The 20,522-nt window shown below is 69.2% G+C and carries 19 protein-coding genes; 9 read left to right on the plus strand and 10 right to left on the minus strand.

From position 1 onward, the window contains the following. The first annotated feature begins 2 nt into the window (after positions 1–2). From treY to A5764_RS10925, 3 genes are read left to right on the plus strand one after another with little or no spacing between them, the layout of a single operon-like run. Complete coding sequence (gene treY, locus A5764_RS10915) at positions 3–2,303, plus strand: malto-oligosyltrehalose synthase (RefSeq protein WP_067112927.1); 2,301 nt, start codon at positions 3–5, stop codon at positions 2,301–2,303. Continuing rightward, the gene (gene treZ, locus A5764_RS10920; RefSeq protein WP_067112928.1) at positions 2,296–4,104 is read left to right on the plus strand and encodes a malto-oligosyltrehalose trehalohydrolase; all 1,809 of its coding nucleotides are present in this window, start codon (positions 2,296–2,298) and stop codon (positions 4,102–4,104) included. The genes treY and treZ overlap by 8 nt, the downstream gene beginning before the upstream one ends. A 56-nt stretch (positions 4,105–4,160) precedes the next feature. After that, positions 4,161–5,063 carry a class I SAM-dependent methyltransferase gene (locus tag A5764_RS10925; RefSeq protein ID WP_067112931.1) on the plus strand — a complete coding sequence of 301 codons (903 nt, stop codon included), beginning with the start codon at positions 4,161–4,163 and terminating at the stop codon, positions 5,061–5,063. Here the strand turns inward: A5764_RS10925 and A5764_RS10930 are convergent. Then, complete coding sequence (locus A5764_RS10930; protein WP_067112933.1) at positions 5,060–5,731, minus strand: response regulator transcription factor; 672 nt, start codon at positions 5,729–5,731, stop codon at positions 5,060–5,062. The genes A5764_RS10925 and A5764_RS10930 overlap by 4 nt on opposite strands. 92 nt (positions 5,732–5,823) lie before the next feature. Here A5764_RS10930 and A5764_RS28845 point away from each other — a divergent pair, with 92 nt between their 5' ends. Together A5764_RS28845 and A5764_RS10935 are read left to right on the plus strand one after the other, a co-directional pair. Beyond that, positions 5,824–5,979: a DUF6131 family protein gene (locus A5764_RS28845; protein ID WP_197501311.1), complete on the plus strand. Its 156-nt coding sequence runs from the start codon at positions 5,824–5,826 to the stop codon at positions 5,977–5,979. A 35-nt stretch (positions 5,980–6,014) separates the two neighbouring features. Then, positions 6,015–6,554 carry a mismatch-specific DNA-glycosylase gene (locus A5764_RS10935; RefSeq protein ID WP_156664617.1) on the plus strand — a complete coding sequence of 180 codons (540 nt, stop codon included), beginning with the start codon at positions 6,015–6,017 and terminating at the stop codon, positions 6,552–6,554. Between the two features lie 59 nt (positions 6,555–6,613). Here the strand turns inward: A5764_RS10935 and A5764_RS10940 are convergent, their stop codons facing one another. Further along, complete coding sequence (locus A5764_RS10940; RefSeq protein WP_067112936.1) at positions 6,614–7,864, minus strand: HNH endonuclease signature motif containing protein; 1,251 nt, start codon at positions 7,862–7,864, stop codon at positions 6,614–6,616. A gap of 192 nt (positions 7,865–8,056) precedes the next feature. After that, entirely contained in the window at positions 8,057–9,370 is a 1,314-nt protein-coding gene (locus tag A5764_RS10945; RefSeq protein WP_067112940.1) for an aminotransferase class I/II-fold pyridoxal phosphate-dependent enzyme, read from the minus strand. Between the two features lie 40 nt (positions 9,371–9,410). Between A5764_RS10945 and A5764_RS10950 the strand changes: the two genes are divergently transcribed. Then, entirely contained in the window at positions 9,411–10,085 is a 675-nt protein-coding gene (locus tag A5764_RS10950; protein WP_067112948.1) for a pyridoxamine 5'-phosphate oxidase family protein, read from the plus strand. Here A5764_RS10950 and A5764_RS10955 read toward each other — a convergent pair. From A5764_RS10955 to A5764_RS10965, 3 genes are read right to left on the minus strand one after another with little or no spacing between them, the layout of a single operon-like run. Beyond that, on the minus strand, positions 10,042–10,965 hold the full coding sequence (locus A5764_RS10955; RefSeq protein WP_067112956.1) for a phosphatase PAP2 family protein: 924 nt from the start codon (positions 10,963–10,965) through the stop codon (positions 10,042–10,044). The genes A5764_RS10950 and A5764_RS10955 overlap by 44 nt on opposite strands. Positions 10,966–10,995: 30 nt before the next feature. Further along, entirely contained in the window at positions 10,996–12,276 is a 1,281-nt protein-coding gene (ilvA, locus tag A5764_RS10960; protein ID WP_067112958.1) for a threonine ammonia-lyase, read from the minus strand. 32 nt (positions 12,277–12,308) lie between these two features. Beyond that, on the minus strand, positions 12,309–12,746 hold the full coding sequence (locus tag A5764_RS10965) for a nitroreductase family deazaflavin-dependent oxidoreductase (protein ID WP_067112960.1): 438 nt from the start codon (positions 12,744–12,746) through the stop codon (positions 12,309–12,311). Positions 12,747–12,984: 238 nt separating this feature from the next. On the opposite strand from A5764_RS10965, the gene A5764_RS10970 reads away from it, so the two are divergent. Beyond that, on the plus strand, positions 12,985–15,792 hold the full coding sequence (locus A5764_RS10970) for a LuxR family transcriptional regulator (RefSeq protein WP_067112963.1): 2,808 nt from the start codon (positions 12,985–12,987) through the stop codon (positions 15,790–15,792). A 69-nt stretch (positions 15,793–15,861) separates the two neighbouring features. Here the strand turns inward: A5764_RS10970 and A5764_RS10975 are convergent, their stop codons facing one another. The 4 genes from A5764_RS10975 to A5764_RS10990 form a co-directional block, all read right to left on the minus strand. Further along, the gene (locus A5764_RS10975) at positions 15,862–17,736 is read right to left on the minus strand and encodes a lysophospholipid acyltransferase (protein WP_156664618.1); all 1,875 of its coding nucleotides are present in this window, start codon (positions 17,734–17,736) and stop codon (positions 15,862–15,864) included. Between the two features lie 14 nt (positions 17,737–17,750). Next, positions 17,751–17,963, minus strand: coding sequence for a hypothetical protein (locus A5764_RS10980; protein WP_156664619.1), 213 nt, complete (start codon positions 17,961–17,963; stop codon positions 17,751–17,753). A 93-nt stretch (positions 17,964–18,056) separates the two neighbouring features. Next, positions 18,057–18,533 carry a VOC family protein gene (locus tag A5764_RS10985; RefSeq protein WP_067112977.1) on the minus strand — a complete coding sequence of 159 codons (477 nt, stop codon included), beginning with the start codon at positions 18,531–18,533 and terminating at the stop codon, positions 18,057–18,059. Positions 18,534–18,541: 8 nt separating this feature from the next. Next, on the minus strand, positions 18,542–18,937 hold the full coding sequence (locus A5764_RS10990) for a MerR family transcriptional regulator (protein WP_067112982.1): 396 nt from the start codon (positions 18,935–18,937) through the stop codon (positions 18,542–18,544). Positions 18,938–18,998: 61 nt separating this feature from the next. Between A5764_RS10990 and A5764_RS10995 the strand changes: the two genes are divergently transcribed. Continuing rightward, on the plus strand, positions 18,999–19,445 hold the full coding sequence (locus tag A5764_RS10995) for a PPOX class F420-dependent oxidoreductase (RefSeq protein ID WP_067112984.1): 447 nt from the start codon (positions 18,999–19,001) through the stop codon (positions 19,443–19,445). After that, a complete protein-coding gene (locus A5764_RS11000) occupies positions 19,442–20,389 on the plus strand; it encodes an MBL fold metallo-hydrolase (protein ID WP_067112994.1) in 948 nt (315 codons plus the stop codon). Before A5764_RS10995 ends, A5764_RS11000 begins: the two co-directional genes overlap by 4 nt. The last annotated feature ends 133 nt before the right edge of the window (positions 20,390–20,522 follow it).

Raw genomic sequence — 20,522 nt, forward strand, 5'->3', positions numbered from 1 at the left:
ACATGGCCTTACCCGTCCTTTCCACCTACCGGCTGCAGCTGCGTGGTGAGTCCAGCGGCTTCGGGTTCACCCTCGACGACGCGAAGGGCCTGCTCGATTACCTCGACGACCTCGGCGTGACCCACGTCTACCTGTCCCCGATCATGACCGCGGCCCGCGGGTCCACCCACGGATACGACGTCACGGACCCGGCGACGATCTCGCCCGAGCTGGGCGGTCCCGACGGCCTGGCCCGGCTGTCGGCGGCGGCCCGCGCGCGCGGCATGGGCCTGGTCATCGACATCGTGCCCAACCACGTCGGCATCGACTCACCGCAGCAGAACCCGTGGTGGTGGGACGTGCTGCGGCAGGGCCGGGATTCGCCGTACGCGGCGTTCTTCGACATCGACTGGGACCTCGACGAGGACGGCCGAATCGTGCTGCCCATCTTGGGTTCCGACGACGACGTGGCCGATCTGTTGGTCGACGGTGACGTCCTGCGGCTGGGCGATCTGGCCCTGCCGATCGCACCCGGCACCGGCGAGGGAACCGGCCCGCAAGTCCATGACCGCCAGCACTACCGGTTGGTGGGCTGGCGCAACGGGATCTGCGGTTATCGCCGGTTCTTCTCGATCACGTCGCTGGCCGGGCTGCGGCAGGAGGACCCGGCGGTGTTCGACGCCAGCCACGCCGAGGTCGGCCGCTGGTTCAGCGAGCGCCTGGTGGACGGCGTCCGCATCGACCACCCCGACGGGTTGTCCGACCCCTGCGGGTATTTGGCCCGGCTGCGGGAGCTGACCGGCCCGGACGCGTGGATCGTCATCGAGAAGATCCTGGCCGTCGACGAGGCGCTCGAGCCCACGCTGCCGGTCGCCGGCACCACCGGCTACGACGTGCTGCGGCAGGTGGGCGGGGTGTTCATCGACCCGGGCGGCGAACCGGCGCTCACCGCGCTCGTCGGCTCGGCCGGCATCGGCTACCAGGCCATGCCGAAGCTGCTCGCGGAACTCAAGACCCGCACCGCGACCCAAACCTTGGCCAGCGAGCTGGCCCGGCTGCGGCGCGCCGTCGTGGCCGCGGCGGGCGCCGATCACCGGCTGCTGCCCGAGGCGGTCGCCACACTGCTCACCCACATCGGGGTCTACCGCTGCGACTACCCCGGCCTGGCCGCCATGCTGCCCACGGCCCTCGCCGAAACCCAGGCCGCCGCACCGCATCTGGGGCCTGCGCTGCAGGTGCTCGCGGCGGCGCTGGCCCGTGGCGGCGAGCCGGCCACCCGGCTGCAGCAGCTGTGCGGAGCGGTGACCGCCAAGGCCGTCGAGGACTGCTTGTTCTACCGCGACGCCCGGCTGGTGTCGCTCAACGAAGTGGGCGGCGAACCGCACCGCTTCGGCGTCGGCCTCGCGGAGTTTCATCAGAGCGCCGCCGACCGCGCCCGACTCTGGCCGCACACGATGACCACGCTGACCACCCACGACACCAAACGCGGGGAGGACGTGCGGGCCCGTATCGGCGTGCTCTCCCAGGTGCCGTCGCTGTGGACGGAATTCCTGGCCCGCTGGGAGATCAAGGCTCCTTCCCCCGATCCGGCGACCGGACAGTTCCTATGGCAGAACATCTTCGGCGTGTGGCCGGTGTCGGGTGAGGTCACCGGCGAACTGCGGGCGCGGCTGCACGCCTACGCCGAGAAGGCCATCCGGGAAGCGGCCTGGCACACCTCGTGGAACGACCCGGACGCCGCGTTCGAGGGCGCGGTGCACAACTGGCTCGATTCCGTCCTCGACGGGCGGGTGGCCGGTCAACTGACCGAGCTTGTCGCCCAACTCAATCCGCATGCCGCGAGCGACGCGCTGGGTCAGAAGCTGCTCGCGCTGACCGTGCCCGGGATTCCCGACGTCTATCAGGGCACCGAACTGTGGGACGACAGCCTGGTCGACCCGGACAACCGGCGCGCAGTGGACTACGCCGCCCGCCGGGCCGCGCTGAAAGAGTTGCAGCATCCCAAGATCCGCGTCGTCACCACGGCACTTAGGGTGCGGCGCTCCCATCCGGACACCTTCCTGCGCGGCGACTACGTCCCGGTGCTCGCCGACGGCGAGGCCAGCGACCACGTCGTGGCGTTCCGCCGCGGGGACGACATCCTGGTCGCGGTGACGCGCTGGACCGTCCGGCTGGCCGAAAAGGGTTGGGGCAATACCGTGTTGCCGCTGCCCGAGGGCACCTGGGTGGACGCGCTCAGCGGCGCGATCGCGGACGGGCCGACGTCGGCCGCTCAATTGTTCGCCGACCTGCCCGTCGTGCTGCTGGAGCGCCACAGTGACTGAATTCCGGGTGTGGGCGCCTAAACCCTCCCTGGTGCGGCTCGACGTCGACGGCCGGACGCACGAGATGACGCGCTCCGACGACGGCTGGTGGCATGCCGACGTCGAGGCGCCGCCGGGCGCCCGGTACGGATACCTGCTCGACGACGACCCGACCGTGCTGCCCGATCCCCGCTCACCGCGGCAACCCGACGGCGTGCACGCCCGCTCGCAGCTGTGGGACCCGGCCGCTGTCAAAGGATTCGCGTGGACCGACGCCGACTGGCCCGGCAAGTCCCTGGAGGGCGACGCGAGCGCGGTGATCTACGAGTTGCACGTCGGGACGTTCACACCCGCGGGCACCCTGGACGCCGCCATCGAAAGACTGGACTATCTGGTCGATCTCGGCACCGATTTCGTCGAGCTGATGCCGGTCAACTCCTTCGCCGGCACCCACGGCTGGGGATACGACGGCGTGTTGTGGTACAGCGTGCACGAGCCTTACGGCGGCCCCGACGCCCTGGTCCGGTTCGTCGACGCGTGCCACGCTCGCGGCCTGGGCGTGCTGATCGACGCGGTGTTCAACCATCTCGGCCCGTCCGGGAACTACCTGCCGCGTTTCGGGCCCTACCTGTCGTCGGCGAGCAACCCGTGGGGCGAAGGCATCAACATCGCCGACGCCGACTCCGACGAGGTGCGCCACTACATCATCGGCTGCGCGCTGCGCTGGATGCGCGACTTCCACGCCGACGGCCTGCGGCTGGACGCCGTGCACGCGCTGGTCGACACCACGGCCATCCACATTCTCGAAGAGCTCGCCACCGAAACCGACTGGCTGTCACGACAGGTGGGCCGCCCGCTGTCGCTGGTCGCCGAGAGCGACCTCAACGACCCGCGGTTGATCACCCCGCGCGAGCGCAGCGGGTACGGGCTGACGGCGCAGTGGGCCGACGACATCCATCACGCGATCCACACGGCGGTGTCCGGCGAGCGCCAGGGATACTATGCGGACTTCGGCGCCCCGTCTCGATCGATGGCCACGCTGGCGGAGACGCTGCGGCACGGCTACTTTCACGCCGGCACCTATTCGTCGTTCCGGCGCCGCCGCCACGGGCGACCGCTGGACACCACCGAGGGCACGGGGATCCCGGCCACCCGGCTGGTCGCCTACACCTGCACCCACGATCAGGTCGGCAATCGCGCCCTCGGGGACCGACCGTCGCATAACCTGACCGGCGGCCAGCTGGCGATCAAGGCCGCCCTGGCGCTCGGATCTCCTTACACCGCAATGCTTTTCATGGGAGAGGAATGGGCGGCGTCGACGCCGTTCCTCTTCTTCAGCTCACATCCCGAACCCGAGCTGGCCCGCGCCACCGCCGAGGGGCGCAAGGCCGAATTCGCCGACCACGGCTGGAGCGCCGACGAGATCCCCGACCCGCAGGACCCCCAGACCTTTGCGCGCTCCAAGCTGAACTGGGCCGAGGTCGACTCCGGCGAGCACGCCCGGCTGCGCCGCGTGTATCGGGATCTGATCGCCCTGCGGCACAACGACCCCGACATGGCCGACCCCTGGCTCGACCACCTCACCGTCGACTACGACGAAGACGAACGCTGGATCAGCGTGTGCCGCGGCAGGCTGCGCATCGTGTGCAACCTCGGCGCCGAGCCGGCGAAGGTGCCCGTCGCCGGCGAGGTCGTCCTCGCGTGGGACGAGCCGAACGTCGGCGCCGACAGCACAACGCTGCCCGCGCATTCGTTCGCCATCCTGTCAGTGCGCGAGCAGACGTTCGCGGCGGATGACCGATCCCGGACGGGCGTACAGTAGGCAGTATCACCTAGATGACCTAAGTAATGCGCGGCTGCGCGGAGAGGGGTGCGCGGATGGCCCGTACCGAGAATGACACCTGGGATCTGGCGTCCAGCGTCGGCACGACCGCGACGGCCGTCGCCGCGTCGCGCGCGATGGCGTCCCAGGGCCCGGATCCCCTACTGGACGATCCGTGGGCGGACCCGCTGGTGCGCGCGGTGGGCATCGACACCTTCATCAAGCTGATCGATGGCGAAAGCGGGCCCAGCGAGGACGATCCCCTGCTCAACCGTCGGGCCATGAACGAGCAGATCACCGTACGCACCCGCTTCTTCGACGACTTCTTCGTGCGGGCAACCGGTTCGGGCATCGGGCAGGCGGTGATCCTGGCGTCCGGCCTGGACACCCGCGCCTACCGCCTGCCGTGGCCGGCCGGGACGGCGGTCTACGAGATCGACCAGCCCGAGGTCATCGAGTTCAAGACGCGGACGCTGGCCGGCCTGGGCGCCGAGCCGACCGCCCAGCGCCGCACCGTTCCCATCGACCTGCGCGACGACTGGCCGTCGGCGTTGGCAGCCGCCGGGCTCGACCCCCGGCAGCCCACCGCGTGGAGCGCCGAGGGCCTCCTGGTCTACCTGCCGCCCGACGCCCAGGACCGCCTGTTCGACAACATCACGGCCCTGTCCGCGCCCGGCAGCCGGATCGCCACCGAGCACATGGACATGCGCAGCGCGCCGGCGGACTGGGCGCAACGGCTCACCGAGCGGTCCCGTCGCATCGGCTCCAACATCAACCTGGCCGAGTTGTTCTACACCGGCGAACGCAACACCGCCGCGGAATACCTCGCCGCGCACGGTTGGCGGGTAGACATCCGGACCACCGAGCAGGCTTACGCCGCAAACGGTTTCGCGTTGCCCAACGACGAGCTGGCCTCGTTCGGCGCCGGCTCGGGCTACCTGACGGCCACCTCGGGTTAAGGGCCGCCGCGCCAGTGTTCGATGCGGTGATGGTCGGGAGTGAACCCGTGGTTCACGCCCCACAGCACGGCCTGGGTGCGGCTGGTGACGCCGAGCTTACGGTAGATGTTGCGGATGTAGGACTTCACCGTGTTGGGGCTCAGGTAGGTCAGCCGCGCGACGTCGGCGTTGCTTTTGCCCTGGGTGATCAAGGCCAGGATTTCCGCCTCGCGGTCGGTGAGCCCCTCACCGCGCCCGGGCCAATCCAGGCCGGGCGCGCTGCGGGCGCGCGGGACCGCCTCACTGATGATCTCCTGGCCGGAGTGCACGGCCTCCAGCGCGGCGACCAGCTCGCGCGCGGGCAGGGTCTTGGATAGGTAGCCGTGCGCGCCCTGCCGCCGCGCGCTTTCGACGAGGTCGGGGTGAAAGTTCCAGGTGTAGACCACAACTCGCTGTGCCCGGGGATTGGCGACCAGGACAGCGATCTCTTCGTGGTCGGATTCGGGCTGGGCGAACGAGTCGTACAGGACAATGTCGACGGTGTCCGCGACGGGCATGGTCGAGTCGAGTTCCGCGATCACGACGCGGTCGCGGTAGGGGTCGAGCATGTTGGCCACGCCCTTCACGACGACGTCGTAGTCGTCGACCAGCGCGACCCTGATCGGTCCGCGAGAAGGCGACGGTGGCATGTTGGGAACATTACCTACCTAAGGGTGTATCGCTACCCCCCTTAAGGGTGGTCGACTTAGTACGTCAGCCATCACTGAACGGAGGGCTCGTCATGATCATTCTTGGCATCATCCTGCTGATCGCGGGGTTCCTGCTCAAGATCAACATCCTGTGGACCATCGGGATCATCCTGGTCGTCATCGGGGCGATCCTGTGGATCCTCGGTGCCAGCGGTCGCGCGGTCGGCGGTCGCCGGCACTGGTTCTGATCGCGCGGCATAAGGTCCGGTTCGGCCGCGACGAATTGAAACAGTTCAGCGGCAAGACCGTGCCGGACCTGATCTCGGGCCAAGTCCGGCTGCTGTTCGTCGGGATCAACCCGGGCTTGAGAACCGTTGCGGTGCAGGCTCATTTCGCTCCCCGCGGCAATCGGTTTTGGCCGGCGCTGTTCCGGGCCGGCATCACCGATCATCTGATCGACGCCTCGTCCGGGTTTACCGCCGCCGACCGGGAGTACCTGTTGAATCGCGGAATCGGCATCACGAGCCTCGTCGATCGGGCGACGGCGGGCGCGAACGAACTCACCAGCGGCGAGTTGGTCGAAGGCCGACGGAAACTGGACGCAGTGGTTCAGAAGTACGCGCCCCGGGTGGTCGCAGTCCTGGGAATCACCGCCTACCGTGACGCCTTCAACGACCGCCAAGCCAAGCCGGGCAAGCAGGCGTCGCCCTATCCCGCAGCCGAGTTGTGGGTAGTTCCCAACCCGAGCGGGCGCAACGCCCGCGCGTCACTAGAGGGCCTCGCGGCCGCCTACGGCGAAGTCGCCCGAGCCGCCGGCATCTAGCAGCAGGTATCGCGCACGAATCCTCGATGCCTCAATCCTTTTGGGCTCTTGTCATCGACTCAGTTGCTTGTCGGTGGTGGCTGCGGCTGGAACGGTTCGTACCACCACCAGTCGGCGCGCTCGCCGGTGGGACCGGGGCACGGGGGAACAGCCGGCGGGGGATGGTTGGGAGGACGCGCGAGCGATCCCGCGCGCAGCCGTCGACCGGCGCCGTCGGTGACGATGAGTTCCTCGGCGCATCCGGCGATGGTGATGACGCCGCGGTGGTGCAACCGATGGTGATACGGACACACCAAAACCAGGTTGAACAACTCCGTGGGGCCGCCGTCTTCCCAATGCCGAATGTGGTGGGCGTGCAGACCGCGGGTGGCCCCACAGCCCGGCACCGCGCACGTGCGATGGCGATGCTCCAGCGCGCGGCGCAACCGCCGGCTGATCACCCGGGTCGCCCGCCCGGCACCAATCGGCTCGCCCTGCCGTTCGAACCACACTTCACAGGTGGCATCACAGCTCAGGTAGCGGCGGTCCGCATCGGATAGCAGCGGACCCACATGCAGCCCCGCGGCGCGCTGCTCAACATCGACATGCACCACCACCGTGGTGTGAGCCCCGTGTGGCCGCCGAGCCGCCTCGGCGTCCCAGCCCGCCTCCACCAGGCGCATAAACGCCGCCACGGTGCTAGGCAACGGGGGGCCATTCTCCGAGGTGCGCTCGCCATTGCCGTGATCCTGCTTCCACTCGGCGAACAGCGCCTCACGATGAGACGCCAAGGCGGCGTCGAACGTCGCCGCGTCGTCGTGAGGAAGTTTGATCCGCCAACAGCTGAACTCCTCGTCGGAGGTCTTGGTGATCGATGCCTCGGGCTCGGGCCCACGTTCGGATTGCGGTCGCGGCTCCAGCTTGACCGCGGTGCGCAGCTGAGTGACCGTGGCAACCCGCGCCAACTGCGCGTAATGCTCATCCGATCCCCTACCGCCCCCCGCCGCAATCACGCCGACCTGATCCAGCGACAGCCGGCCCTCGCGCATGCCCGCCGCACAGCGCGGGAACTCCGCCAGCCGGCCCGCGATCGTGGCGATCGTGTGCGCGTTGGCCGGCGAACACCCCGTCTTCCAGGCCACCAACGCCGGCACCGACCGCGCCCCGGTGATCCCGCCCAGCTGGTCGCGATCAATCTCAGCGACGATCTCCACGATGCGCCCATCAATCGCATTGCGCTGACCACACAACTCCGCCAACTCCTCAAACAACACCTCAAGACGCTCGCGAGGACTCACCCCCACAGCGCCAACAGATGCGGTCAAAGACATAACCTCATCATCGCAGCCGGCTACGACAAGTTTCGGCCGTCACCATGCGCCAAGCGGCACAGCCTGATTGGCCACCAAACGCGTGCTCGCGCCGGAGCCGGCCTGATATCAACGGCACCGTTGTGCCGCTGACGCTCAACGAAATGACCAGGGCCGCTGGTCGAGAGACACCAACATGCACCTCGCGGGCAGCTACACGCTGGGACGCCCGATAGCCCGCACCGCCTGGGCGACAGCGTCGGCGAGCGGGTCGATCTCGTCGTCGCTCAAATCGGCTATGGTGACGCGCATTCCGGGTGACGTGCGAATCCGGAAACGCGTTCCCGGCGCCGCGGCCCAACCCGCGCCGAGCAGCCGGGTGATGGCGACGGTCTCGTCGGGCACCGGAATCCACACGTTGAGCCCGGACCGGCCGCGGGCGGCCACGCTTCGCTCGGCCAACGCGGCGCACAACCGGGTCCGGTTGCCGGCGTATCGCGCCTCCGCCTCGCCGACAAGCCGTGACGCCGCCGCGTCCGACCACAGGCCGACCGCGATGTCCTGCAACAGGTGGCTCACCCAGCCCGGGCCCAACCGCAGGCGCCCGTGCACGCGCTCGACGGTGCGACGGTCCCCGACCAGCACCGCGACGCGCAGGTCGGGCCCGTAGGCCTTGGACGCCGAGCGCACGAAGGCCCAGCGGCGGGTCGATCCGGCCAGCGACTGCAGCGGCGCGCCGGCGATGCCCGCGCAGTGATCGTCCTCGACCAGCAGCACATCGTCGGCGTGACCGGCCAACAAGCCGCGCAAGGCCTCCGCGCGAGCCGCGGAGAGCGCCGCGCCGGACGGGTTTTGCGCGCGATTCGTGATGAGCACCCCGCGCACCCCCCGACCGAGCGCCCGGTCCATGTCGGCGACCAGCGGCCCGTCGTCGTCGACGCGCACCGGCTCGGCCGAAAGACCAAGCGCGGCAAGTAGATCCAGCAGGTTGGCCCAACCCGGGTCCTCGACGGCCACCCGGTCCCCCGGGCGCAGGTGCGCGGCCAGGGCCCGCTCGATGCCGTCCAGCGCTCCGCTGGTCACCGCGAGGTGATCGGCCGGGATGCCGTCGTCGCGGAGCGCCCGACGGGTGAACTCGGCCAGCTCCGGCGACACGGCCGGCTCCCCGTACAGCACCGGCCTGGGCCGCGGGATCCGGGCGAAGCCGATCGGCAACAGCGCCGGGTCCGGGTTGCCGGTCGACAGGTCGCGCACGCCGGGCGGGACGTCAAGCCCGAGCAGCGAGCGGGGGGTGGTCGCCGGGCGGTGCCGGACCCGGGTGCCGCGCCGCCCGGCGGTTTCGATCGCCCCGCGATCGCGCAGCAGGCGGTACGCCGCGGCCACGGTGTTGGCGTTCACCCCGAGTTGGCCGGCCAGTTCGCGGATCGGCGGCAAGGCATCGCCGGGTGCCAGGGCGCCGCGGGAGATGGCCTCCTCGACGTTGGCGGCTATGGATTCCGCGCCGGTCCCCGTATATTGTACTGGCATGAGGATAATTATGTACTAGGACAATATTTAAGGCAATCGCTTGGAATCCGCATACCGCCCCACTGCCCGCACCACGCCCACCCGCTACCGGGAGCGCGCCAGCTACGACCGCGAAACCGTGCACCAGATCCTCGACGAAGCGCTGGTCTGTCACCTGGGCTACCTGAAATCCGGCAGGCCGGTCGTGTTGCCGACGACGCACGTCCGCCTCGGCGAGACGCTCTACCTGCACGGTTCCACCGGCGGCGGCCCGCTGCTTGCGGCCAAGGCGGCCGAAGAGTCGGGCCGGGGTCTGCCCGTCTGCGTCACCGCCACCCTCCTCGACGGGCTGGTGCTGGCCCGCGCGGCCGTGCACCATTCGGTGAACTTCCGCTCGGTGGTCGTGGTGGGCGAAGCCCGGGTCGTCGATGATCCGGCCGAGAAGCTGCGGGCCCTGCGCGGCCTGCTCGATCACATCCGGCCCGGGCGCGCCGCCGACTGCCGGGCCCCGAACGAGCGCGAGCTCGCCGCGACCGGGGTGCTCGCGCTGGACCTCGTCGAGGTCTCGGCCAAGGTGCGCGCAGGCGGCCCGGTCGACGATCCGGAGGACGGCGCGCTGCCGCACTGGGCCGGCGTGGTGCCGCTGAGCCTGACGGCCGCAGCGCCGGTGCCGGCCGACGACCTGGACGCCGCTACCCCACTTCCGTCCTACCTGGCGCCGCGCCGCCGGCCCTAGCGCGCGCTCGACGGGTGTTGTCCCACCACGATCCGACCAGCATCACGATCCCGGCCCAGGCCATGCCCAGCAGCCAGCCGGCCACGACGTCGCTGACGTAGTGCACCCCCAGATAGACCCGCGAGAACCCGATCACGGCGGCCAGGCCGATCAACACGGTCCAGGCGATCACTCGCCCGGTCCACGAGGCGATCAGCCAGCGGGTCAGCATCCATGCCGAGAACAACGCGATCGCGGTGGCGCCGGCTGCGTGTCCGGAGGGAAACGAATATCCGTCCTCGGCCAGCACGGCGAAAGAAATGTGGGGACGGTTCCGTATCACCAGTGCTTTGGCGATGACGATCACCAGCGCGATCCCGCTGACCCCGACCAGAGCGAGCACCACGGGTAGCCACGTTCTGCACCGCCAGACGACCGCGGCGCAGGTCAGGGCGGCGAGGGCGGCCAGGGGTACGGGGCCCCCCGCCTCGGTGGCCCCCCGCAGCGCCGAGGTCAACCACAGGTCCCGATGGGTGGCGACCCACGCGGCCGCCGGTTGGTCGATACCGGCGATGCCGTCGCCCTCGAGCACGTCCTCGAGGACGGCGGTGAAGCCGGCCGCCAGCGCCACCACGACGGCTGACCCGGCGAGCAGGGCGATGCCGGCGACCTCGTACGCGGGCAATCGGTGCGCCCATCCCCTGGCGCTGACCCGCTCGCGTGCCCACGCCACCACCCGGCCGAAAAGCGCGACTTCGCACAGCCTCGCCCACAGTCGGCTTGCCAGACCCTCATGCCGAGCGACCCAGATCGCACCCGCGGCAAGCAGCACGACGAACGCCAGGCTGCCGGCGCTGAGCGCGCCGAAACCCGGTGTACCGATTCCGTCCGGCTGGCCCATGTTTGAAATCCAACGGCGAAAGGTCAACGCCTACAGCAGGTAACGGTATGCCGGCGAGCCGGGCTCGAGGGCCTCGACATGGAGTTCCGTCCCCCGCATCCGGGCGAGCAGGCCATCGAAATCGGCGGCCGACCCCAGCTCGATGCCGACCAGCGCCTCACCGGTCTCCCGGTTGTTGCGCTTGACGTACTCGAACAAGGTGATGTCGTCGTTGGGCCCGAGCACGTCGTCGAGGAACCGGCGCAACGCACCCGGTTCCTGCGGGAAGTCCACCAGGAAGTAGTGCTTGAGGCCGAGGTGCACGAGCGAGCGCTCCAGCACCTCGCCGTAGCGGGACACGTCGTTGTTGCCGCCGGAGATGAGGCAGACCACGGTCGAGCCGGGCTCGATGTCGGCCTCGAGCAGGCCCGCCACCGACAACGCGCCTGCGGGCTCGGCGATGATGCCCTCGTGTTGGTACAGGTCGAGCATCGCGGTGCACACCGCCCCCTCGTCGACCGCGGTGATCGACACCATGTCCCCGGCGGCGGCCAGCGCGCCATAGGTCAGCGTTCCCGCCCGTTTCACCGCGGCACCGTCGACGAACTGGTCGACGTGGTCCAGCGTCACCGGCTCGCCGGCGGCCAGCGCGGCCATCATCGCCGCGGCGCCGGCCGGTTCCACGCCCAGCACCGAGGTGTTCGTCGTGCGCTCGGCCAGGTAGGTGGTGATGCCGGCGACGCAGCCGCCCCCGCCCACCGGGACCACCACCACGTCGGGCTCGGCATCGAGCTGGTCCAGCAGCTCGACCGCGATGGTGCCCTGGCCGGCCATGGTGCGCAGGTCGTCGTATGGCGGCACCAGGGTGGCGCCGGTGCGCTCGACGTCGGCCAACGCCGCCTCGGCGGCCAGGTCATAGGTCGATCCGCCCACGATCAGCTCGATGAACTCCCCGCCGTGGTAGCGGATCCGGTCACGCTTTTGCTTCGGCGTCTTGGCCGGCACGTAGACGCGGCCGTGCACGCCCAGCGTGCGGCACGCGTACGCGAAACCCTGCGCGTGGTTTCCCGCCGACGAGCACACGACCCCGGCGGCCAGCTCCTCGCCGGACAGCTGCACCAGCAGGTTGTAGGCGCCGCGCAGCTTGTAGGAGCGCACCACCTGCAGGTCTTCACGCTTGAGGTAGACCTGCGCGCCGGTGATCGCCGACAGTCGGTCGCTCAACTGCAACGGCGTGGGCGTGACCACCGAAGCGATCCGCTGGGCCGCCGCGTCGATGTCGGCCGCGCACAACGGCGACCTATTCGGGCTCTGGCTCAGTTCAGCGGACACCGATCAATGGTGCCATGCCGGCCAACTGGGAATTAGCTGACCGGGGTCAGCACGAACACCGGAATCTGGCGGTCGGTCTTTTTCTGGTATTCGGCGTAATCAGGCCAGGCCTCGACGGCACGCTCCCACCAGGCGGCCTTCTCGTCGCCGAACACCTCGCGGGCATCGTAATCGCGGGTGACGCCGCCGTCCTGCAGCTCGACCCGCGGGTTCTTCTTGACGTTGTAGTACCAGACGGGATTCTGCGGGGCCCCGCCGAGCGAGGCGACGATCGCGTACTCGCCGTTGTGCTCGACGCGCATGAGCGGGGTTTTGCGGATCTTGCCGGTCTTGGCTCCGACCGTGGTCAGCAGGATGATGGGCTTCCCCTTCATGTCCGCTGCCTCGGTACCTCCGGATTCGGCGTACTTGTCGGCCTGTTCGCGGGACCAATCCCAGGGGCTGGGTGCGTATTCACCTGTAAGCGGCATAGCCACCACTCTACGACCGGAGTTCGCCGGCGACCCCACGAGTGCGGACAACTTCGGGCGCGCGGCACGTTCGGGTCAATCGCGGTCTCGGGCAGGCGGTCTCGCACAAAGCCCGGCCCAGATTGCGGAATGACGCCGGGCGCAGCCTGGAATTTGAGTACCGTCTACCCGTGTCCCTTCGGCGGGAAAAGCCCAAGTCTGACGCCCTCGATTCCGCGCCGCCCCCGGGCCGGGTGCCATGAAGCCTGAGCTGAAGGTCGCCCGACGGGCCGAGGAGCTGGCGCTGGCCGATTTCCTGGCCTCGGCGCCCGGCGCGACGTCCGCGCTGGTGATCGAGGGCGATCCGGGGATCGGTAAGACGACACTGTGGCTCGACGCGGTGGGCCGGGCACGCGAGCGCGGCTTCCGAGTGCTTACCAGCCGGGCGGCCGCCGCCGAATCGGTGCTGGCCTACAACGTATTGGCCGACCTGCTCAGCTCCGTCGAGGACTCGATATGGGAAGACCTACCGCCGCCGCAGCAACAGGGCCTCGATGCCGCTCTGTTGCGCCGCCGCAGCGAAGCGCAGAACACAGACGCACGCGCGGTAGCGGCGGCCTTCTTAGCCGTGATCACCCGCCTCGCCGCCCAGCGCCCGGTGCTGATCGCCATCGACGATCTTCAGTGGCTGGACACCTCCAGCGCCAACGCGGTGTCCTTCGTGGCGCGAAGGCTTCCCCGGAATGCGGTCTTGCTGTGCACCACACGCACCGAGGACGGGGTGGCGCGGCTGCAGCTTCCGAGTCCCGATGCTGTGCACCGAATCCGAGTGCAGCCGTTGACGGTTGGCGAATTGCACCAGGTTCTCACGCTTCGACTCGGTGAGGGGGTTCCTCGACCTACTTTGCTGCGCATTCACGAGGTCGCCGGCGGAAACCCCTTCTTCGCATTGGAACTGGCCCGCGAAATCCGCACCAAACGCACCGCCGAGTTGACCTTGCCCGGGAGCCTCAGCGACCTGGTGAATGCCAGGATCAGCCGGCTCGGCGTCGGCGCCGAAGACGCATTGCTCGCGATCGCCAGCTTGCCCGATCCGACCGTACAGCTGGTGGCCCACGCCACCCGCACGACACCCGATCGTCTGATCGAGTCGCTCGTCGACGCCGAAACGCAGGCGGTGCTGGAGATCGACGGAAACCGAATCCAGTTCACCCACCCGATCCTGGCGCGCGGTGTCTACACCAGCGCCTCGCCGCGGCGCCGCCGCGACATGCACCGGCGGCTGGCCGAATTGGTCGACGAACCAGAACTACGGGCCCGCCACCTCGCCCTCTCCGACACCACCGGCGAACCACACACCATCGAAGCCCTCGACACCGCAGCCGAAATCGCCCGCAGTCGCGGGGCCCCCGCGGCCGCGGCCGAGCTGTTGGAGCTGGCCAAAGGCCTGGGTGCTGACGACCCGTCTCGCCGGATCCGCTGTGCCACACACTATTTCGATGCGGGCGATCCAGGGAATGCACGCATGATCCTGGAAGCCGTAGTCGAAGAACTCCGGGCGGGGCCACTCCGCGCCCAGGCATTGCATCAGCTCGGATTGGTTCGCCTCTACGACGACAGTTTCATCGAGGCGGCCGAGCTGCTGGAACGGGGGCTGGGCGAGACCGGCACCGATGCCGGCCTGGCGACACGAATCCTGGTCAGCTTGTCGTTCGCTCTGATCAACGCCGGAAAACCCGAGCGAGGCTACGACTATGTCCAACGTGCGGTGGCCGAGGCCGAGCGCTTGGGCGCCGCCGGCCCACTCAGCGCCGCGCTGGGGATGCGAGCCATGTTGGATTTCATGAGTGGGCGCGGATTCGACAAGCCTGCCATGCGGCGCGCCGTCGAGTTGGAGGAACCCGACCCGCGTATTCCGGTGGCGTTTCGCCCCAGTGTGCAGCTGACCCTGCTGCGCGCTTGGACGGGTGAGCTCGACGCTGCGCGCGAGGCGATGGCGGCCGTCGGCCACCGCTGCATCACCGTCGGTGAGGAAGGCGAGCTGATTTTCGTCGCCTTCCATCTGGCCCTCATCGACATCTGGCGCGGTGACCTGAAGAGCGCGGCAATCACCGCCGACGACACGATAGAGCGCGCGTCGCAGCTCGGCGGCGACTTTCCGCTATTCATTGCCTTGACAATCCGGGCGACGGTCGCCGCCTACGTCGGCCGCATCGACGACGCGCGCCGCGACCTCGTCGACGCGATGGCGGCCGCTCGACGGTGCGGATCCATGCGCCTGGCCGAATGGCCCAGCACCATCGGCGGATTCGTAGAGGTGTCCCGTGGTGACTACCAGGCCGCCGTCACCGCGCTCGAACCGCTGCTGCCAGTCGCGCAACGATGGCCCGACGCCACTGAGATCATCTCGGCCTCCTTCCTTCCCGAGGCCGCGGAGGCGCTGATCGGGCTTGACCGCCTCGACGACGCCGAGCCGCTGATCGCCGGCCTGGAGCGCAACGGTCGTCGCCTCGACCGCGCGTGGATGCTCGCCGTGGGCGCGCGCTGCCGCGCGATGCTGCTCGCCGGACGCGGCGACGTCGACGCGGCGACCGCAGCAGCCGAGTCGGCAATGGCTCAACATGACCGTCTGCCAATGCCATTCGAGCGCGCCCGGACCCAATTGCTGCTCGGCCAACTCCAACGCCGCCAACGCCGGCGCGAGGCCGCCGCGACGACCCTCAAGGATGCGCTGGAGACCTTTGAGCGACTCGGCGCGACACTGTGGGCCGAGCGCGCCAAGGCCGAGCTGGCACGGGGCATGCCGGGCAAGCGGCACCCCGCGGGCCTGACCCCTTCCGAACAGCGCGTGGCGGAGCTCGCCGTGTCGGGGATGAGCAACCGTGAGATCGCCGCGGCACTGTTCGTCAGCCCGAAGACGGTCGAGGTCAACCTCAGCCGCATCTACCGCAAACTCAACATCCGCTCACGGATGGAGCTGCACCGAGCGTTCGAATCACTGGACCAGGCGCAACCCTTTGCCGACGACTCGACGCTACGGCCGGTCGAGTCGCGGAAAAATAAGTGATTCCCCTACGAATTCGCTTGCCCGTGCAGATGCGGCACGCCGCGCTGGACGGCCTTCACCCGCTGGGGATCACCGCGTCCTGGCCAGCTCCGCAATCGCGTTGACCCGCCGGATGGCCGTGGCGATCTCGTCGGCGAACTCGCGTCGCCGCCGGGCGATGTCCGGGTCCTCGCAGCCGTCGACCAGTTCACGGTGGCGGGCCAGCCGCAGCGCTGTCTTGAACAGTTCCATCGACCTCGACTCGGCGCTGGCGATCCGGCGCTGCAGCTCCCACTGCTTGCCCACCTCGAGGCATTCGGTGAGAAAGGCGTCCTCGTCGAATGATTCGTCCTCCAGCTCGGCCAGCCGGTCGGCGACGATGTGGTAGGCGTCCAGGAACGGCCGCAACACCAGATGGGCCAGCAGCAGATCGGCGCGTTCCAGCAACCGCCGCACATCGGCCGAGCTGGCGGCCTTCCTGGTGTCGCGCACCGGCCCGATCAACCGCACCTCGTCGGTGAGGTCCTTTTCGAACTGCGCGCGTGCGGAGAACAAGAACTCGAACTTCAGCAACTCGCGCAGGCGTAACGCCTCGTCGCGGACCATCGTCGGCAAAACCGAACCGTCGGCAGACATTTCAGCGGTTTCGGCGGCAGCCAGCAACGCCGTCTCGGCGACGGCCCGATCGACCAGGATGTGGATCGCGGTGTTGCGGTAGAACGCCGCGACCAGGTGCTGATCCAGCCCGATGCCCCAAACCGGTTCGGTGCCAGCGTCGTAGACGCTGACCACGCCGGAGGCGACCAGCTGATGCAGCGTCCAGCGGATCGTCGAGCGATTCGTCACGTCCGCGGCGCCGGCCACCGTCCAGTTCCGCGCCGCGATGTAGCTCGCCAACGGCCGCACCGTCGCCAGGACCTCGCTGAGGGACAACGAGCGGTCGGCGCCCAGCAGCGCCAGGCTGACCACCGCGGTCGGGGTGACCGGGGTGGCACGGTTGATCCGGTGTTCGACGTCCAACGCGATGCGTTCGATCTCCGTTCCCGCGCCCGACTCCCCGGCGCGCAACTCCTCGAGACGCTTGCGCAGCGGCAGCGGTTCGCCGAAGTCGAGATAGGCGCGGCCGAGCCGCTCGCCCTGCTGTCGCGCCAGCCGGATCAGGAAGCGGAAGTCCTCGGGCCGCTTGGTGGCGCCGTAGGCCTCGGTGGTCATGGCCTCCACCTCGTGCAGTTGGTCGTAGACGATGGACGTCGGCACCAAATAGACCTCGGGCCCCTCGATTTCGTCGACAGAGTCGCTGATGTAGCGCAGGATCCCGAACACCGGGGGGCGCAGCTTGCCCGTCCTGGTCCGGCCGCCTTCGATCGACCAGGCTAGGTTGGCGCGGTTTTGCACGAGCTGCGCGGCGTAGGCCCGCAGCGCGAACCGGTAGACGGGAATGTCTTTGGTCTGGCGCCGGATGAAAATCGTGCCGGTGCGCTTGGCCCAGGCGCCCATCGGGAAAAAGTTGAGGTTGGCGCCGCCGAAGGTGAGAGCGGGCGAAAGCCGGTTGGCCTGAATGACTTCCGGCAGCAGCATGCCGTCCAGATAGGAGCGGTGCGAAAAGGCAAACGCCAGTGTGGCTTTGCGATCCAGCCTGCGCAGCTGCGCGACCTGATCCTCGTCGACCAGAATGTCGTACGCCCGCATCAGCCAACAGGAAAAGCTGCGCCAGGCCCGCACGGCCCGCTCGTCCAGCGACGGCGCCATCTCGCGCAGGTAGCCCGCGGCCTCGGCGCGCACGCTATCGGGGTCGCGCCCGAGTTCGGCCGCCAGCTTCATCAGCCGCTCGTCATACCACGGCGCCGCCAACAGCTGGACCACCTCGGGCCGGTCGGTGGGCAGCGGCCCGGTCGATTCGTCAACGATCCCCGTGCGCTGCAGCAGCTTTCGCACCCCGACGCGACCGATTTCACGCGCGGTCACCGTCAATCCCCCGCTCACGCCGGCTGCACCGTCGCCGCTTCGGACGGCTCGTGAACTTCCGGGGGCAGCTCACCGGAATAGAGTTCCTCGATCTCGTTCGCGTACTTCGCCATGATCGGTTTGCGCTCGAGCTTCATCGTCAGGGTGATTGCGACGGCGTCCGGGTCGATCGATGCGGTGCGCTGGAACGCCTCGCACATGGTGGCCGGACAATCAGCTGTCGTCATTTCCGCTCTCCTTGGCGCCGGGTCAGCATTGCCCTTGGTGAGCGTACGTCCGCGATCAGGGCCGCGGAACACATCGCCCGATTGTCGATCGGGTCAGGCGTCAGGACGCCAGAGCTGCACCGTGCTAGATGCCCCCGCGGGCAGCTCCAGCAGTTCGATGGGGGTGCCGTCGGGGTCGTAGACGAAAAACATCCGCACCCCGCCGATGTCGACGGGCGGCTCGGCCCGGACGCCGGGGTGGTCGCGCCGAACGGCGTCATACGCGGCGTCGAGATCGTCGACCCGGAACGACATGTTGGTGTAGCCCAGGTGCGGCCCTCTCGGGCACTCGGGCACCGCGCCCAGCGACAGCAACTCGACCATCGCGGCGCCGATCAGCCCGCCCACCATGCGACCCTGTTGCGCCGCCCCGCCGGTCACCGCGTCCAGCCCGGTCCCGCCGAGTTCGACGTCGAACACGACATCCATGCCCAACACCGCGGTGTAGAACGCGAGGGACGCCTCGATGTCGGAGACGCCGACGCAGATGTGGGAGAAGTTCTGCACGGCGATGGGCGGCGGTTCGGTCATTGCCGCTCCTATGCGATCTCGGCGGGGCGCGGGTGAATGCCGCAGGTGCAGGCGTCAATTGAGGGACACGTGCAGCGCATCCCCCACTCGATGACCGCCCGCGCGCGGGCTAGCGACTCCATCTGCGCGTCGATCTCGGCGAGCTTGGCCTTGGCCAGCACCCGGCTGGCCGGCCGCCCCGGCGCGTCATCGGCGAACAGCAGCTGGATCTCCTCGAGCGCGAACCCGGCGGACTTGCACAGGCCGATCACCTCGAGCCGGGCCAGCACCGAATCGTCGTAGCGGCGCTGGCCGCCCAGCCGCGCCGGTGCCGCGATCAGACCGATCTGCTCGTAGTAGCGCAACGCCGTGGCCGCGACGCCGCTCCGCCGCGATACCTCTCCGATCGTCAGGCTTGCTGCCAACGGGCCTCCCGAAACATTCGACGCTTGACTTAGAGCCAACTCTAAGTCGTTGACTGTCGGCATGCGCAACCAACTACTCGACGAACTGGAAAGTGCTCGCTACGCCCTGCTGCGGTCGTTCCGCCGCGACGGCACGCCGGTGGACACCCCGATCTGGTTCGGCCTCGACGGCAACGCGCTGCTGTTCCGCACCAAGATCGGGCCGAAAACCCGGCGGCTGGCCGGGCGTCCCGACGTCGAACTCACCCCGTGCGACTACCGCGGCCGGGTTCAGCCGGGCGCCGCGACGACGACCGGGCGCGCCACGATCCTGTCGGGCGCCGACGCCGAGCGGGCCAACCGCCTGCTGCGCCGGCGTTACGGCTGGCAGTGGAACACCGTGCCGCTGATCAAGGTCCCCGGGGTGACCAACGTCCACCAGGAGCTGTGCGCCCGCGAGAAGCTTCGGCGCGCCCGCGACCGCGGCCTGTGGCCCGACAGCGCCATCGTGCGGGTGGACCTGCCATGACCCAGACGACGGACGCGCGGCCCGACCCGGTCCGGTCCCCCACCGTTTTCCAATGCTGTTCGGCGGCAGCGGGATTGGTCCTGGGCCTGGTACGCCCCAGGCGGCCCGACGAGCGGTTCCTCCGCAGCATCGTCGACGCGGGCCTGCCGGATGCCCGCCACACCGTGACGGTGAGCGCGCTACCCCAAGTGCCGCGCGCGGTGCCGACCGCCGCCGTCGCCGAGGGCACGTTCGCACCCGCCCGCGTCGAGAACTCGCTGACCTCGTTCGTCGTCACGCATCCCGGGGCAACGTTCATCATCGATCCCGCGGTGTGCACGAACGTCGAGCAACGGGCGATCGCCCAGCTTCCCGCGGTGCTGCGGGTCGCGGTCCGCCCGCCCGCCGCCACCATCCCCACCATCACGGCGCTGAACCGGCTGCCCGACACGCCGCCACTGGATTTCGCGTTGCCCACCCATGCGCACTGGGATCACGTGTCCGGCCTGCTGGACATGCCCGGCCTTCCGGTGCATCTGCACCGCCGCGAACGGGGGTGGGTCGGCTCCGGGCCCGTCGCCCCCGTCGGCGGTGTCCGCGACTCACTGCGCGACCGGCCCATCACCGAATACGACCTGGACGGACCGCCGGTGCTGACTTTCACCAGCAGCCGCGATCTGTTTGGCGACGGGTCCATCATCCTGGTGGACCTGGGAGGCCACACCCCCGGCAGCGTCGGCGTGCTCGCCCACACCGGCCGGGGCTGGATCCTGATCGCCGGCGACGCGGCCTGGCACACGCTGCAAATCGACAAGGTCCGCCAAAAGTCAAGCTATCCAGGCGCTTTGGTGGATGAGGATCGCGACGAAGCCTTCCGGACGCTGCACCGGTTGCACCTGGCGCGGCATGCGGTGTCGATCATCCCGACGCACGACCATCAGGCGGCGCTGACGTTGCCCGCCTAGGCCCTTCTAGGCCCTTCTAGGCCCTTCTAGGCCCGCCCGTCGCCTCCCCCGGCGACCGTGCGTTGCTCCTATGTCAAGGGGCGGGTTTAAGCAGCCGGTTGCATTGTTTGTTTGGGATGGTGGTCGGCTTGCA

The sequence above is a fragment of the Mycobacterium sp. 852002-51057_SCH5723018 genome (assembly GCF_001667035.1).
Classification (GTDB): Bacteria; Actinomycetota; Actinomycetes; order Mycobacteriales; family Mycobacteriaceae; genus Mycobacterium.